This is a genomic window from Pseudorhizobium sp. NPDC055634 (genome assembly GCF_053618655.1).
Map to the genome: position 1 here is coordinate 35,348 of NZ_JBSHHW010000010.1, position 15,765 is coordinate 51,112.

Genomic DNA, 15,765 nt, shown 5'->3' on the forward strand with positions numbered 1-15,765 from the left:
CTTTAGCCGGCAATGGACTACCTTGTCCGCCAAGGGCACTTCGGAATTCGGCATGGAATCGACGATCGTCATCATCAATCTCTTCGGCGCGGTGGCCTTGCTGCTCTTCGGCCTCGCGCAGGTGAAGGATGGCGTCACCCGTGCATTCGGCACGCGGCTGCGCACCGGTCTCGCCACCGGCACCCAGAGCGGCTTCCGCTCCTTCATTTCCGGCTTCGTGGCCACGGTCGCGCTGCAGAGCTCGACCGCGACCGCCCTCACCGTCGCGTCCTTCGTCGAGCGCGACCTCATTCGCCCGCGCATGGGGCAGATCGTCCTGCTCGGCGCCAATGTGGGCACCGCCGTCACGGCCTGGATCGTGGCGACGGGGATAGAATGGTTGTCGCCGCTGCTGATCCTCGCTGGCGTCATCATGTCCCGGGGCGGCTCCGGTGCCCGCAAGGGCGGCGGCACGGCGCTGATCGGCATCGGCCTCATGCTGCTCTCGCTTCATCTCCTGTCGATGGCCACCGAACCCATGCGGGAATCGCCGGCGCTGGCAGCCTTCGTGCGCCTGCTCGACGGGGCATGGCCGGTCGCGCTGGTCCTCACCGCTTTCCTGGCGGTCATCTCCTCTTCCAGCCTTGCCGCCGTCGTCCTCGTTCTTTCGCTCGCCTCCACGGGAGCGCTGTCGACGGAACTCGTCATCGTCCTGATCCTCGGCGCCAACCTCGGCGGCGCCATTCCGCCGGTACTGGCCACTCTCTCCGGCCCGGCCTCCGCCCGCCGCATCACCACCGGCAACCTCGTCGTCCGCGCTATCGGCTGTGCCATCGCCCTGCCCCTTGTCCCCTTCGCGGCGGAGCTTCTCGAGACGCTGCCGCTTTCGCCCGAAAAGTTGCCGGTCGATGCGCATCTCGCCTTCAACGTCGTTCTGGCGCTGCTCGCCTGGCCCTTCTCCGGCCTCATCTCCGACACGATGAAGCGCTTCATCCCGTCGACGGAAGATCCCGATACCGGACCGAAATTCCTCGATGCACAGGCCCTCGCGACCCCCGTGGTGGCACTCGCCAACGCGACGCGGGAGGCGCTGCGCGTCGGCGACCTGATCGAACGCATGCTGATCCGTGTCGAGAATGCCTTCCGCAACAATGACCTCGCGCCGCTTGCCGAGATCGAGGCGATGGAGAAACGCGTCGACAGCCTGCAGCAGGAGGTCAAGGTCTACCTCTCCAAGCTCGGCCGCGACGGGCTTCAGGGCGAGAACCTCCGCCGCTCCATCGCGGTGATGGACTACGTCATCAACCTGGAGCATACGGGTGACATCATCGAGAAGGGCCTCGGCGAACAGGTTCGCAAGAAGATCTCGAGCAGCCTCAAGTTCTCCGAGGATGGCTACCAGGAGCTGAAGTCGCTCTTCGACCTGACCATCGAGAACCTGCGGATCGCCCAGACGATTTTCGTGACCGGCGATTCAAACCTCGCCCTGCGCCTGATGGAGATGAAGGTGGATGTCCGCAAGGCCGAGAAACTGTCGGCGGAGCGCCATCTGGAGAGGCTCCGCGACGGCCGGATGGAAAGCCTCCAGACGAGCTCCCTTCATCTGGACATCCTTCGCGACCTGAAGCGCATCAACGCCCACATCGTCTCCGTCGCCCATCCGATCCTCGACGACGGCGGCCTCCTGCGGGAGAGCCGGCTGCGCCAGGCGGAGCCCGGAAGCTGAGGCTGGTGATCAGTCCGCGCTCGGCAGCCTGCGCATGGTGAACTCGATACGGTCGCCGTCGAGCTGGCGCCAGCTTTCGACTTCCGTCCAGTAGGCGGCCTTGGGGAATTCGTCGAACCATTCGCGCGCCTTCTGGCGGGCTTCCTCGCGGGACATGCAGAAGGTTTCGCGCACGAACATCGACGTGCGGCCGGCTTTTTCCTGCCGGTGCCGGTCGATTCTCCGCTTCAGGCCGTCGAGCGGCGGCGGCGTGAACTTCGCCATGCGGTATACCTCTCTGGGCTAAAGATAATGCGGCGTCTCGCCCTTTGCGAGTCGGAAAATACCCGGTGAATTGACTGGCACATTGGCCGCGCGGAGCCGCTGCTGCTAAGGAACGCAGCTGAAAATGGAATCGTCGAGCAGGAATAAGCTTATGGAACGGCCAGAATTGCCGAAGGGTCTGCCGGAAGACATCGAAGAGAAGAAGGCGGCCGCGCGCGAATGGTTCGAGAGCCTGCGCGACACGATCTGCGCATCCTTCGAGGCGCTCGAAGACAAGCTGGCGGGCCCTCTGTCGGACCAGCCGGCGGGACGCTTCGTCGCCAGGGACTGGCAGCGCGAGGAAGGCCGGGGCGGCGGCGGTCGCATGTCGATGATGGAAGGGCGCGTGTTCGAGAAGGTGGGCGTCCATACGTCCACCGTCTACGGCGAATTCTCGCCCGATTTTCGGGCCCAGATGCCGGGTGCCGAGGAAGACCCGAGCTTCTGGGCTTCCGGCATTTCCCTCATCGCCCACCCGGTCAATCCCAATGTCCCGGCCGTTCACATGAACACCCGCATGGTGGTGACCACCAGCCAGTGGTTCGGCGGCGGCGCCGACCTCACACCCGTCCTCGAACGGCGGCGGACGCAGACCGATCCGGATTCGGCGCTCTTCCACCGCGCCATGGAGATCACCTGCCGGCGCCACGAAGCGGTCGCCGACTACGAGCGCTACAAGCAGTGGTGCGACGAATACTTCTTCCTCAAGCACCGCAACGAACCGCGCGGCATCGGCGGGATCTTCTTCGACTGGCTGCATTCGGGAGAGGACCAGGGCGGCTGGGAAGCCGACTTCTCCTTCGTGCGCGACGTTGGGCGCGCCTTCGCCCTCGTCTACCCGAAGATCGTCGAGGCGAATTTCAATGATCCGTGGACGGAAGAGGATCGCGACGAACAGCTGGTCCGCCGCGGCCGCTACGTGGAGTTCAACCTGCTCTACGACCGCGGCACGCTGTTCGGCCTGAAGACCGGCGGAAACGTCGATTCGATCCTCTCGTCCCTGCCCCCCGTCGTCCGCTGGCCCTAAGGGCCGGCGCGCCGGGCGCGGTTTCGACCGGGTATCTCGCGCGGCCATGGAACATGTCCGATTGCTAACATTTGACATGTTCAGGCAAATTCATTGGTGCTAGTCTTGCCTTCGGTTGCACCGGAGGAGGAACGCGATGAATGCGTCAAACAGCATGCCCGTGCCGCAACAGGCCCTGTCCGAAAGGAGTTCGGAAAGGGCGCGTCTCCTGGATTCTGCCGAATTGATCGAGCACCTCGCAGAGGAGCTTCGTTCGCGCAGCGACCCAGACCTGCCGATGGAATACTATCGCGAGCAGGTAAGGCGCCAGCTGGCAGGGCGCACGGGGCTGAGGGACGCGTCGGCAAGGGAACAGCTGTTCGGACGGCGCAACATTCCCCTGCAGTCTGCCTCCGTATTCCACGCCTGGGCTCTTCGCGACTAGGGCGCGGGAACCCGAGCCGATCTCTCCGGTTAGTTCGGGCGGCGCACCCCGACGGTGATCGCCGTTATCGCAAAGGAGGACGCAATGAGACTGTTCGAATGCGGAACGCTCGTTCCCGGATGCTCCTGGCAGACCCGGGCCGATAGCGACGCGGAAGTCGTCCGCCGTACGGTTGAACACATGCGCACCGCCCACGGCGAGGACATCATTCGCGAGAGCATGGTCGAGAACATCAAGGCCCGTATTCGCGACGAGGCGCAGGCAGCCCGGGCGCGTCCCTAGCGCTTTTCGCTGACCATCTGCTCCAACCGGGCGGCAAGTTCATCCCGGTCGAGCGCAAAATTGCGCTCCACCCAGAGCGCCTCCAGCGCGCCCAGGACCTCGCCGACACGCTTGCCGGCGGGGACACCTGCGGCAAGGACATCAGCCCCCGAGAGCGGAAAGACCGGCCTCCTGTAGGCGTCGCAACGCACCGAGAGAACGCTCAACCGGGCGCTCTTGCGCATCGCGATAGGGTTTTCCTGCGCCGAGGCGCGCGCCTTGGCGAGTGCCAGCCTCAGTCGCATGCGAACCCCGTCCACGCCGTGGCGATAGAGTATCCGGTCGAAGCCGACATCGGTTACCTCGTCCGGCAGAGGCGGCGTCATTGCCCATGCCTGCAGCCGCGCGGCTTCCGCGTTCGACATGCGCAGGCGCCTTGCCATCGCCTCCAGCCGTTCAGGCACGTCGGGAACGATCGCCGCAAGACGCAGGATTGGATCGGGCGTCCATGACATCGCCTGCTCGGCGGCGACGAGCGCATGCACGGCGTCGATGCCCCACTTCTCCGTCTCCGGCAGTATGGCCGTCAAGACGCCGGTCTGGCGCATCCACAGGAGCGCCCGCGACGGATCGGGCGCGGCAAGAAGCTTCTTCGTCTCGCTCCAGATCCGTTCGGCCGAGAGCATTCCCAGCTTGTCCTTCGCCCGTGCGCAGGCGCGCAGTCCCTCCGCATCCGGGCGGCCCTTGCCGTAATAGGCGAAGAAGCGGAAGAAGCGCAGGACGCGAAGATAGTCCTCGGCGATCCTCGCCTCCGCGTCGCCGATGAAGCGGACGTTGCGCGTCTCGATATCCGCAAGGCCGCCGACGAGGTCGATCACCTCGCCCGCCGCATCCGCATAAAGGGCATTGACCGTCAGGTCGCGCCGCTCGGCGTCCACCTGCCAGTCGGTGCCGTAGGCGACCTGCGCATGGCGGCCGTCCGTCTCCACGTCGCGGCGAAGCGTCGTCACCTCGAAGCCTTGCCCGTCAAGCACGAGCGTCACCGTCCCGTGGTCGATCCCGGTCGGCACCGCCTTGATCCCCGCCGCTTTGGCGCGCTCGACGACCTCCTCGGGGCGAAGCGTCGTGGCGATGTCGATGTCGCCGACCGGCAGGCCCATCAGGGCGTTGCGCACCGCGCCGCCCGCCACGCGCGCCTCCCCGTCGGCGGCGTTCAGCAGATCCATGATACGGCGCAGCCCCGGGTCGCGGAACCATGCCTCGCCTGCCACCGATGTCATGCGTAGAGCCTTTCGTAGAGCGTGCGGACAATGCTGGCGGTAATGCCCCAGATGTAGTGTCCCTCATAGGGCAGTTCGTAGAAATGCCGCTCGCGGCCATCCCAGACGCGACTGCCGCGGCGATGGTTTTCCGGGTCCATCAGGAAGGACAGCGGCACCTCGAAGACCTCGTCCACCTCCTGCGGATTGAGCTTGAGATGGAAGCCGCGGCGCACCACCGAGAGCACCGGAGTGATCCGGAACCCTGTCGCCGCCAGATAGACAGGCAGCCGCCCGACGGGCTCCACGAAGGCCGGCGACAGGCCGATCTCCTCTTCCGCCTCCCGCACCGCCGCCGTCTCCGGCGAGGCATCTTCCGGATCGATCGCCCCGCCCGGAAAGGCGACCTGGCCTGAATGCTTGCGAAGGGTCGCGGTCCGCTGGGTGAAGATGACCTTCGCCTCGTCGCCGTCGTCGACGACCGGCACGAGAACCGCCGCATCCTTCAGGCGAAGGCCCTCGATCAGCGGCAGGAGGTCGGGATTGAGCAGGTGGTCGCCGTGGTCGCGCCAGGCCTGTTCGACCGGCCCGCCGTTCTGGTTCAGCGCCCGCGCCCTGAAACCGGCCGCCGAATAAAGCGGTGCATCACTCATGCGAAAGGGCTTCCAGTTCCGAGGCGGGCATGACCGTAAAGACCTCTCCCGCCGAGCGGACCGCAAACATCGCCCTTCCGTCCGCCTCGACCGTTTCGCCGAGTTCGACGAGGTCATACATGACGGGACGGGAGACGAGCGCCTCCAGCCGTCCGCGCACCAGGAGATAGGGCTTGAGCTCGCTGTTCTCGCCCTCGATCACGAACCGCAGCGGGTGTTCGCCGCCGGCCTCCACCACGTCTCCGACATTGGTCCGGAACGTCAGCACCTGCTCGCCGTCGCGCGTGGATACGTTCATCTCGACCGCCAGGAACGGCGCATCCTCGACGCGGATGCCCACCTTCTCGACCGGCGTGACCAGGTAGGTCCTGCCGTCCTCGTCCTTGCGCAGTACCGTCGAGAACAGCCTGACCAGCGGCTGGCGGCCGATCGGGGTTCCCATGTAGAACCAGGTGCCGTCGGCCCGGATTTCCATATCGAGGTCGCCGCAGAACGGCGGGTTCCACCGCTCGACGGGCGGCAGGCCAGGCTTCCCGCCTGCCTTCTGGTCGGCCGCGCGGGAGATCATGGCGGCCAGGCCGGCGGCGTCACTCGCTGTCTGAATGGTCTCGCCTGCCATTTTTCAGTCCCGGTTCCGCTCTAAGCAATCTCTGTCACGAGATAGTCATTCGAGGCGTTCTTGTCAGCCGTTTATGCGGTAATAAGTTGTTCCACAGGAACTGGTTGCCCCTGCGCAATGATTCGTCCGCCGCCAGGGCATATCCTGTAGGGCCTCAAGGAGAGCGATATGGGTCTGATGAATTCCACCGAGACCATTGCCGACGAAAAGGCCGTGATCGCCGCCGCCGAACAGGCGCTCGCCGACATCGCCGCCGTTCGTGACGAGGTGGCCAAGGTGATCTTCGGCCAGGAACGCGTGGTGGAAAACACCCTGCTCGCCCTCCTCTCCGGCGGCCATGCCCTGCTGGTCGGCGTCCCGGGCCTCGCCAAGACCAAGCTCGTCACCACCCTCGGCGCCGTTGTCGGCCTCGATTCCAGCCGCATCCAGTTCACCCCCGACCTGATGCCGTCGGATATCCTCGGCTCCGAAGTGATGGACCAGGACGAGACCGGACGCCGCTCCTTCCGCTTCGTGAAGGGCCCGGTCTTCGCGCAGCTGCTGATGGCCGACGAGATCAACCGCGCCTCGCCGCGCACCCAGTCGGCGCTTCTGCAGTCCATGCAGGAATATCATATCACCGTCGCCGGGCAGCGCTATGACCTGCCCTCGCCCTTCCACGTGCTCGCCACGCAGAACCCGCTGGAGCAGGAAGGCACCTACCCGCTGCCGGAAGCGCAGCTCGACCGTTTCCTCCTGCAGGTGGACGTCCTCTATCCCGAGCTCGACGCCGAGCGCCAGATCCTGCTGGAGACCACCGGCACGGGCGAAGCCCGTCCCCGCGGCGTCATCGATTCCGCCCGCCTCCAGGAAATCCAGTCGCTGATCCGCCAGATGCCGGTGAGCGACAAGGTGGTGGACGCGATCCTGCAACTCGTGCGCTCGGCACGCCCCGGCCATGGCAATGCCACCACCGACAAGAACGTCGCCTGGGGACCGGGTCCCCGCGCCGGCCAGGCGCTGATGCTCACCGCGCGCGCCCGCGCCCTCTACCAGGGCCGCCTCGCGCCATCGCTCGATGACGTCTATGCGCTTGCCGAACCCGTCCTCCAGCATCGCATGGCGCTGACCTTTGCGGCACGTGCCGAAGGCATGTCCGTCCGCGATGTCGTCGCCGGCCTCGTGCGGCAGGCCCGCGGCTGAACCTGCGGCCATAGAAGGGATCGCGCGTGGCACCCATCGGCGAGATCGTCCAGCAGACTTCCGGCAGCCAGGTCCTGTCGCGCGCCCGGGCGCGCGCGGCCCTCGTGCCGGACTGCATGGTCGAGGCCAAACGCATCGCCAACACGGTCATCGCCGGCTGGCACGGGCGCCGCAAGCGCGGGATCGGCGAGAATTTCTGGCAGTTCCGGCCCTATTCGGAAGGCGAAAGCCTGTCGCGCATCGACTGGCGCCGCTCCGCCCGCGACGACCATACCTATGTCCGCGACCGCGAGTGGGAGGCCGCCCATACGGTCTGGCTCTGGTGCGACCTCTCCCCGTCGATGATGTACAAGTCGACCTTCGGGACGGTCTCCAAGGAAAGCCGGGCCCTGGTCCTCATGCTGGCGCTTGCGGAAATCCTCGCTCGCTCTGGCGAGCGGATCGGCTGCCCCGGCGTCATGGAGCCCGTCTCCGCCCGCAACGCCGCCGAACGGCTCGCCACCGCCATCATGCACGCGCCGCCGACCAGCGGCCTGCCGGATACGGCAATGGTCCGCGGACACAGCGACCTCGTGCTGATCGGCGACTTTCTCGATGACCCGGACCTGATCATGGCCCGGCTCTCGCCGCTTGCCCGGCGCGGCCTGCGCGGCCATGTCGTCGAGATCGCCGATCCCGCCGAGGAGAGTTTCCCCTATGCGGGCCGCACCGAATTCCGGGATCCCGAAACGGGCGAAAAGCTCGTGGCCGGCCGCGCCGAGACGATCCGCGACGACTACCGCCAGGCCTATCTCCTGCGCCGGGAACTGATGGGCGAGGCCCTGCGGCGGCTGGGCTGGAGCTTCGCCTTCCACCGCACCGACCATCTCGCCTCCGAGGCGCTGGTGGCGGTGCACGGCCATCTCTCCGGCATGCCGGCGGGCGGCATGGTCGGAGGTCGCCCATGAGCGCCTTCGCCTTCGCCAGTCCCGCGATCCTGCTCGGCCTCCTGGCGCTGCCGCTCATCTGGTGGCTGCTCAGGCTGACGCCGCCGCGTCCGAAGGCGGAAGTCTTCCCGCCGCTGCGCATCCTCGCCGGGGTCCTCAAGCGGGAGGAAACGCCCTCCAAGAGCCCGTGGTGGCTGACGCTATTGCGCATGATGCTGGCTGCCGCCCTCATCCTGGCGATCGCCAATCCGGTCCTCAACCCCCGCACCGGATCACTGAGCGGCGACGGCCCGCTTGTCCTCGTCATGGACAATGGCTGGTCCACCTCGACCGACTGGGAACGGCGCGTCGAGACGGCCGAGGGACTGATCGAGGATGCCGAACGCGAGGACATCCCGGTTTCGATCTCCTTCACCGCCGATGCCACCCATGATGCGGTTCCCGGCACTGCGCTGACGGCGCGCGAGAAGCTTGCCGCCGCACGACCCAAACCACTCGTCCCGGACCGGGAGAGAGCGGCCGCCGCGATCGGCGAGGCGCTGAACGGCACGACGCCCGGAACGCTCGCCTTCATCTCCGACGGGATCGCGACCGAAGTCGACGAGGCTGCGCTCACTGCGCTCGGCGCGCTTTCCCCCGCGGAACTGCGGCTGATCGAGGGCGAGGGCGAAAGCGCCGTCGCCCTGACCTCGGCCATCAACAGCGCCACGGCCATGACCGTGAACGCGACGCGACTGCCGGTGCCCGCTCCCCGCGACGTTACGATCAATGCCCTGGACATCAAGGGCCGGCCGCTCGCCTCCGGAACGCTGCGGTTCGCATCGGGTGCGGCGACGGCCACGGCCGAGATCGAGGCGCCGTTCGAATTGCGCAACGATTTTGCCCGTCTCGGGATCGACGGCATCGCCACAGCGGGTGCCGCCCATCTCCTCGACGACGGCTTCAAGCGCCGCCGGGTCGCGTTGCTGTCGGGCGAGGTCGGCGACGATTTCCAGCCGCTGCTTCAGCCGCTCTATTATATTAGCCGGGCGCTGGAGCCCTATGCGGACCTGATCGAGCCGGCCACGGCCGACCTTTCGACCTCCATTCCGCAGGTCCTCGCGCTCAATCCCTCGGCAATCATCATGGCCGATATCGGACGCCTTCCGGCTGGTACCTACGACCCGATCATGGAGTGGATCTCGCGCGGCGGGACGCTGATCCGTTTCGCCGGCCCCCGCCTGGCCGCCGCCCCCGCCGACGATCCGCTGGTGCCCGTCATGCTGCGCCAGGGCGAACGCACGCTCGGCGGCGCCCTGTCCTGGTCGGAACCCCAGCCGCTCGCCGACTTCCCCGACTTCGGCCCCTTCGCCGGAATGCCCCGCGCCTCCGACATCACGATCAGCCGACAGGTGCTGGCCGAACCCTCGCCTGACCTCGCCGAGCGCACCTGGGCGAGCCTCGCCGACGGGACGCCGCTGGTGACCACCCGGGACCAGGAGGCAGGCCGCATCGTCCTCTTCCACACGAGCGCCGAGGCCACGTGGTCGAACCTGCCGCTCTCCGGAAACTTCGTGGAAATGCTGCGCCGCCTCGTGCAGATGGCGCGGGCCGGCGGCGCGACGACGACCGGCGGAACCGAAGCCGGGGTCAGCCTTCCCCCCTACCGGCTCCTCGGCGCCGACGGCATCCTGTCGAGCGAGACGGGCACCGCCAAGCCGATCTCCGTCGCGACGGGCGAGGTCCCGGTCGCGAGCTTCGACCATCCGCCGGGTCTCTACGGCAGCGAGGACGGGTTCACCGCCGTCAACCTGCTGGCCGCCGGCACCGAGCTTTCCCCGTTCGATCCCGTGCTCTCGGGCCGACCGGTGGTCCGGGAAACGCTGATCGGCGAGGAAGCGACCTCGCTGCGGCCGCTCCTCTTCGCCATCGCCTTTGCCCTGATCCTTCTGGACAGCCTCGCGGTCCTCTTCATCAACGGCGCGTTTTCCCGCCTGCCGCGCTTCTCGCGCCGGGCTGCTCCCGCCGTTGCGGCTCTGGCAGCACTCTGGCTCCTCTCCGCGCCCGAGGCCGGACACGCGCAGGATGCAAGGCCCGGCGATGACCTCGTGATGCAACGCCTCGACACGACGCATCTCGCCTATGTCGTGACCGGCGAAGCAGAGGTGGACCGCCTGTCGGAACAGGGACTGGAAGGGCTTACCCAGTTCCTCACCTATCGCACCACCCTGGAACCTGGGGAGCCGGTGGGTCTCGACATCGCCACCGACGAACTCTCCTTCTACCCGATCATCTACTGGCCGGTTTCCGCCAATGCGCCCATGCCCTCCCCGGCCGCCATATCGCGGATCGATGCCTATATGCGCAACGGCGGAACGGTCCTCTTCGATACGCGCGACCAGTTCTCCGGCCTCGACAGCTACGGCGCGACCACGCCGAACGGCGAGCGCCTACAGGCGATCCTCGCCAATATCGACATCCCGCCGCTGGAGCCGACGCCCGAAGACCATGTGCTGGCCCGCGCCTTCTACCTGCTGAACGACTTTCCCGGCCGCTATTCCGGCAGCCCGCTCTGGGTGGAGGCACGCCAGGAGGCGGCCCAGACCAACAGCGAACTGTCGTCCACGGGCGACGGCGTGACGCCGCTGCTGATCACCGCCAACGATTTCGCCGGCGCCTGGGCGGTCGACATGCAGGGCAATTCCGTGCTCCCGACCGTCCCTGCGGACGGCATGCAGCGCGAATATGCCTACCGGGCAGGCGTCAACATCATGATGTACATGCTGACCGGCAACTACAAGTCCGACCAGGTCCACGTCCCGGACCTCCTGGAACGGCTGGGCCAGTAGGAGTGGCATCGTGAACATCGGATTTGCACCATTCTTCCCCTGGCCGGTCCTCGCGGCACTCGCCGTCGTCGCCGTCCTCCTGTCGGTGCTCAGCCTGTGGCGCGGCATTCGCGGCGCAAGCCTGCGCGCCGTGGCGCTTGCGGCACTGCTCATGGCGCTGGCCAATCCCATCTTGATGCAGGAAGACCGCGAACAGCTTTCGACCGTCGTCCCGATCGTCGTCGACCGGTCGCAGAGCCAGGCCATGCCCGCCCGGCACGATCAGACCGATGCGGCGCTCGCCGTCCTGCAGGAACGCTTCGCCCGCTTTCCGCGCATCGAGACGCGGATCGTCGACGTCTCCGACGACCCGGACACCGAGACGCCGTCGACGCGCCTCTTCTCCGCCCTCGCATCGGCGACGTCCGACGTTCCCCCCGCCCGTCTCGGCGGCGCCGTATTCCTCACCGATGGACAGATCCACGACCTCCCCGAGGGCGACCAGCAACTGGGAATGGATGCGCCGCTGCACGGGCTGATCACCGGTCACCCCGACGAATTCGACCGTCGGGTGGCCGTGACGCGCGCGCCCCGTTTCGGCATTGTCGGCGAAGAGCAGGAAATGACCCTCCGGGTCTTCGACGATGGCCGCGGCACCGGCGCTCCGGCCGATGTCACGGTGCGGATGAACGGCGAGGAGATCGCCACGCTCCAGGGAGCACCGGGCGCCGACATTCCGTTATCCTTCACCGTCCCGCGCGGCGGCACCAATGTCATGGAATTCTCGGTCGCCGAAGTCCCCGGCGAAGTGACAGCGGTCAACAACCGGGCCGTCCATCTGATCGACGGCATTCGCCAGAACCTGCGCGTGCTCCTGGTCTCCGGAGAGCCGCATGCGGGCGAGCGCGCCTGGCGGAACCTCCTGAAATCCGACACCGCCGTCGATCTCGTTCACTTCACCATCCTGCGGCCGCCGGAAAAGCAGGATGGCACACCGATCAACGAGTTGTCGCTGATTGCTTTCCCCACGCGTGAACTCTTCGTCGAGAAGATCGAGGACTTCGACCTCATCATCTTCGACCGCTACACGCACCGCAATGTGCTGCCGATCCTCTACTACGACTACATCGCCCAATATGTGCAGAACGGCGGCGCGCTCCTGATCGCCGCCGGCCCCGAGCATGCCGGCGAGAGTTCCATCGCGGCCACCCCGCTCTCACAGGTCCTCCCGGCCGAACCGACCGGAAACATCCACAATGCCGGCTTCTATCCTCGCCTGTCCGAAGAGGGCCAGAAGCACCCGGTGACCCGCGGCCTCGACGGCTCCGGCGACGAGCCGCCCGCGTGGGGCCGCTGGTTCCGGTCGATCGATGTGGCTGCGCCCCAGGGAGAAACGGTCATGCTCGCCGACCAGGGCCGGCCGCTTCTCGTCCTCAACCGCGAGGCGGAGGGCCGCGTGGCCATGCTCCTCTCCGACCACGGCTGGCTCTGGGCCCGCGGCTTCGAAGGCGGCGGCCCGCACGCCTCGCTCTATCGCCGCATCGCCCACTGGCTGATGAAGGAACCGGACCTCGAGGAGGAGGCGCTTACCGCGCGCGCGATCGGACGCAGCCTGGAAGTGACCCGGCAGACGATCGGCGACGACCCGGGTCCCGCGACGATCACCTACCCCTCCGGCCGCAGCGAAACCGTCCCCCTCACCGAGACCGGCCCCGGTCTCTACCGGTTCGAACGACGGATGGAGGAAACGGGCCTGTTCGAGGTGAGGAACGGCGACATCTCCGCCCTCGTCCACGTCGGCACCGTCGATGCGCCCGAGTTCAAGGCGATGATCTCGACGGAGGAGACCCTTGCCCCCTATGCCGAGAAGACCAGGGGCCTCGTGACGCGCGTCTCCGATGGAGAAAGCCTGTCCGTGCCGGACATCCTTCCGGTGCGCGGCGCGGTTCGCGTGCAGGATCGCAACCGCATGGTCATCCGCCTCACCGACGAGACGGTGCTGCGCGGCATCAACACGATCCCGCTGTTTGCAGGCTTCGGCGGACTGTCGATCCTGCTCTTCGCCATCGCCGCCATGTGGTGGCGCGAAGGCCGCTAGCGATATCGCCCTTTCGGGCTTCCGCCACGCGGTCGCGGCTGCTATTGCGCACGCCTCCCGAACCGATCGGCTGTCCCATGTTGCCCGAACTGACGATTACCGACCACTTCACGCCCGAGGAGGAACAGGCGATCCTCGACCGCCTGCAGGCCTACAATATCGAGAATTTCGGGCCGATGGACCGCAGGGATCTCGCCATCATCCTGCGCGACGAGGCGGGCGAGCCGGAAGGCGGGCTTCTCGGCAGAACCGGGCGTGGCTGGCTCTATGTGCAGCTGCTGTTCATTCCCGAATACCTTCGCGGCCGGGGAGTGGCGAAGAGACTGCTTGCGATGGCAGAGGACGAGGCCCGCGACCGCAGCTGCGTCGGCGCCTATCTCGACACCATGAACCCTTCGGCCCTGTCCTTCTACCTGAAGCAGGGCTACGAGCCGATCGGCCGGCTGGACGGCCTCGGCGGAGGCCATTCCGTCACCTGGCTCAAGAAGCGTCTCTGAACGGCGTCAGGCGAGCGAAAGCTCGCGGGTTTCCGCATCGATCATGTAGGCCGCGACAGCCGCGATCACCAGCAGGCCCGCGAAGACGGCGATTGCCAGCCCGAAGCTCTGCGCCACCACGAAGGCCATCGCCGAGGGCGCGATCAGTCCGCCGAAACGGGCCATCGCGCCGGCCGCTCCCATGCCCGTCGCCCGCGACGCCGTCGGAAAGAGTTCCGGCGTGAACGCGTAGAGGGCGCCCCATGTGCCGAGCAGCGCGAAGCTCATGATCAGCAGCGACGCCCCGACCACGATGCTGCCGCTCGCCACGACGAAGAGGAAGCATCCCGCCGCCGAGAGCAGGCAGAAGCCGACGAGCGTCGGCCGCCGTCCCCACTTCTCGACCCCGTAGGCCGCCAGCGCATAGCCGGGAAGCTGGGCGAGCGCGATCAGCACGAGGAAGCCGTAGCCGCGGACAAATCCGAAGCCCTCCCCCGCCAGTTTCGGGGGCATCCACACGAAGACCCCGTAATAGGAAATCGACACCAGGAACCACACGGCGAGGATCAGGATGCTGCGCCGGCGAAGTTCGCCGGAAAAGATCTTCACCTCACGCACCGGCGCCGGCTGGGCGAGCTGCTGGCTCGCCGGCAGCGTCTGCTTGCCGTTCGTCACCAGGATCTGGTCGATGATCGACTTCGCCTCGTCGGCTCGTCCTGTCCGCATCAGGTAGAGCGGCGATTCGGGCACCAGGAAGCGCAGGCCGAAGCCGATCAGCGCCGGAAGCGCCGTCACCGCGAAGATGTAGCGCCAGGCATCCTCGACGCCGATAAGGCTCGTCACCCAGGCCGCGAGCGCGACGATCAGGGTGCCGAGCGCCCAGAAGCCCTCCAGCAGCACGAGCCACCTCCCGCGGTTTCGCGCCGGCAGGAACTCCGCCATCATCGCGTAGTCGACGGGCAGCGTGCCGCCGACGGCCACCCCCGTCAGGAAGCGAAGGAGAAGCAGGATGGTGAAGTCCGGCGCGAAGATGGAGAGCGTGCCGAAGACGGCATCGGCGAGAACGGTGATGATCAGCACGTTCCGCCGGCCGATCCGGTCGGCAAGCCTGCCGAACCCGATCGCTCCGACCAGCATGCCGAGAAAGAACAGCGTTCCGGTCTGGAGCGCCTGGGGAACCGTGAGCCCGAAGGTCGCGGCGATCGAGGCCGCCGTGAAGCCGACCGCCAGCACCTGCATGGCGTCGGCTGTCCAGACCAGGCCGAATATTCCGATCAGTCGCTTCTGGTAGGTCCCTGCACCGGCGCGGTCGAGCGCCTCGTCTATGGTCACTGTCGTCATGCCACCATCCCCTGTGTCGACGAACGCGCCGGATATCCCGCGGTCTCAAGCCCCCATAGAGGATGTGGTCTGGTCCCGCCAGCAAATTGTTCCCTTGAGGCGCTCATGGGCATCGGGACCCATCGGCACGATGAGCACCCGTGCCGGATCGACCGGGCCCGGAAAGGCGAGCGCGCCATAGGCGACCTTCTCGAAACCGAGCGGCATGTAATAGGGAGGATCGCCCACCAGGATCACGCCTTCGGAGCCGGCGCGGCGCGCAGCCTCGATGGCGATCCGCACCAGTTCGCGGCCGATCCCCCTGTTCTTGTGGGAGGGGCGCACGGCAAGCGGCCCGAGAAGATGGCCCTTCACCGAGCCCGCGGTCACGGGCGTCATCCGCACCGATGCGATCGTCTCCCCGTCGTCGGCGCAGACAAAGGAGAGCGACCTGTCATGGGGGCCCTGCTCGCGGATTCGGGCTGCCGCACGCGCATGGCGCCCGGGCCCGAACGCCTCGGCGTTGATCAGCTCGATGACGTCGTCATGCGAAGCGTCCTCGGTGAGGTAGACAAGATCGTGCTTGGGCGAGAGTTGCGGAGCCATGGTGAACCGGAAGCCTTGGGATGCAGGAAACGAGTGATCGGCGGCGGCGCTCGTGGAGCGTCACGTCGGAGGATCAGCGTCGTCGCAGTGCCCGTGCTT

General features: G+C 67.0%; 15 protein-coding genes. 9 read left to right on the forward strand and 6 right to left on the reverse strand.

Annotated features, from left to right (window positions below):
* Positions 1 to 52: 52 nt before the first annotated feature.
* Positions 53 to 1,705 (forward strand): Na/Pi cotransporter family protein, encoded by a 1,653-nt coding sequence (locus ACWGPT_RS16110; protein WP_452606641.1) that lies wholly within the window; start codon positions 53 to 55, stop codon positions 1,703 to 1,705.
* 9 nt (positions 1,706 to 1,714) lie between these two features.
* On the opposite strand, the gene ACWGPT_RS16115 is transcribed toward ACWGPT_RS16110, so the two are convergent.
* Entirely contained in the window at positions 1,715 to 1,969 is a 255-nt protein-coding gene (locus ACWGPT_RS16115; RefSeq protein WP_452606642.1) for a hypothetical protein, read from the reverse strand.
* A 151-nt stretch (positions 1,970 to 2,120) separates the two neighbouring features.
* Here ACWGPT_RS16115 and hemF point away from each other — a divergent pair, with 151 nt between their 5' ends.
* From hemF to ACWGPT_RS16130, 3 genes are all read left to right on the forward strand, one after another.
* Entirely contained in the window at positions 2,121 to 3,035 is a 915-nt protein-coding gene (hemF, locus tag ACWGPT_RS16120) for an oxygen-dependent coproporphyrinogen oxidase (protein ID WP_452606643.1), read from the forward strand.
* 136 nt (positions 3,036 to 3,171) lie between these two features.
* Positions 3,172 to 3,459, forward strand: a complete 288-nt coding sequence (locus tag ACWGPT_RS16125) for a hypothetical protein (protein WP_452606644.1) — start codon at positions 3,172 to 3,174, stop codon at positions 3,457 to 3,459.
* An 84-nt stretch (positions 3,460 to 3,543) separates the two neighbouring features.
* Entirely contained in the window at positions 3,544 to 3,741 is a 198-nt protein-coding gene (locus tag ACWGPT_RS16130) for a DUF1059 domain-containing protein (RefSeq protein ID WP_452606645.1), read from the forward strand.
* Here ACWGPT_RS16130 and ACWGPT_RS16135 read toward each other — a convergent pair.
* From ACWGPT_RS16135 to ACWGPT_RS16145, 3 genes are read right to left on the reverse strand one after another with little or no spacing between them, the layout of a single operon-like run.
* Complete coding sequence (locus tag ACWGPT_RS16135) at positions 3,738 to 5,000, reverse strand: CCA tRNA nucleotidyltransferase (protein ID WP_452606646.1); 1,263 nt, start codon at positions 4,998 to 5,000, stop codon at positions 3,738 to 3,740. The two genes, ACWGPT_RS16130 and ACWGPT_RS16135, sit on opposite strands and share 4 nt — an antisense overlap.
* Positions 4,997 to 5,632: a CoA pyrophosphatase gene (locus tag ACWGPT_RS16140; RefSeq protein ID WP_452606647.1), complete on the reverse strand. Its 636-nt coding sequence runs from the start codon at positions 5,630 to 5,632 to the stop codon at positions 4,997 to 4,999. The genes ACWGPT_RS16135 and ACWGPT_RS16140 overlap by 4 nt, the downstream gene beginning before the upstream one ends.
* Positions 5,625 to 6,251 (reverse strand): DUF1285 domain-containing protein, encoded by a 627-nt coding sequence (locus ACWGPT_RS16145; RefSeq protein ID WP_452606648.1) that lies wholly within the window; start codon positions 6,249 to 6,251, stop codon positions 5,625 to 5,627. The genes ACWGPT_RS16140 and ACWGPT_RS16145 overlap by 8 nt, the downstream gene beginning before the upstream one ends.
* A 168-nt stretch (positions 6,252 to 6,419) precedes the next feature.
* On the opposite strand from ACWGPT_RS16145, the gene ACWGPT_RS16150 reads away from it, so the two are divergent.
* The 5 genes from ACWGPT_RS16150 (at position 6,420) to ACWGPT_RS16170 (ending at position 13,761) form a co-directional block, all read left to right on the forward strand.
* A complete protein-coding gene (locus ACWGPT_RS16150) occupies positions 6,420 to 7,433 on the forward strand; it encodes an AAA family ATPase (protein WP_452606649.1) in 1,014 nt (337 codons plus the stop codon).
* Between the two features lie 26 nt (positions 7,434 to 7,459).
* Positions 7,460 to 8,380, forward strand: coding sequence for a DUF58 domain-containing protein (locus ACWGPT_RS16155; protein ID WP_452606650.1), 921 nt, complete (start codon positions 7,460 to 7,462; stop codon positions 8,378 to 8,380).
* Positions 8,377 to 11,187: a DUF4159 domain-containing protein gene (locus ACWGPT_RS16160; protein ID WP_452606651.1), complete on the forward strand. Its 2,811-nt coding sequence runs from the start codon at positions 8,377 to 8,379 to the stop codon at positions 11,185 to 11,187. The genes ACWGPT_RS16155 and ACWGPT_RS16160 overlap by 4 nt, the downstream gene beginning before the upstream one ends.
* Before the next feature lie 10 nt (positions 11,188 to 11,197).
* Complete coding sequence (locus ACWGPT_RS16165; protein ID WP_452606652.1) at positions 11,198 to 13,264, forward strand: hypothetical protein; 2,067 nt, start codon at positions 11,198 to 11,200, stop codon at positions 13,262 to 13,264.
* A gap of 77 nt (positions 13,265 to 13,341) precedes the next feature.
* Positions 13,342 to 13,761: a GNAT family N-acetyltransferase gene (locus ACWGPT_RS16170; protein ID WP_452606653.1), complete on the forward strand. Its 420-nt coding sequence runs from the start codon at positions 13,342 to 13,344 to the stop codon at positions 13,759 to 13,761.
* Positions 13,762 to 13,767: 6 nt separating this feature from the next.
* On the opposite strand, the gene ACWGPT_RS16175 is transcribed toward ACWGPT_RS16170, so the two are convergent.
* Both ACWGPT_RS16175 and ACWGPT_RS16180 read right to left on the reverse strand, forming a co-directional pair.
* Complete coding sequence (locus ACWGPT_RS16175) at positions 13,768 to 15,081, reverse strand: MFS transporter (RefSeq protein ID WP_452606654.1); 1,314 nt, start codon at positions 15,079 to 15,081, stop codon at positions 13,768 to 13,770.
* A 45-nt stretch (positions 15,082 to 15,126) separates the two neighbouring features.
* Positions 15,127 to 15,666, reverse strand: coding sequence for a GNAT family N-acetyltransferase (locus tag ACWGPT_RS16180; protein WP_452606655.1), 540 nt, complete (start codon positions 15,664 to 15,666; stop codon positions 15,127 to 15,129).
* Between the last annotated feature and the right edge of the window lie 99 nt (positions 15,667 to 15,765).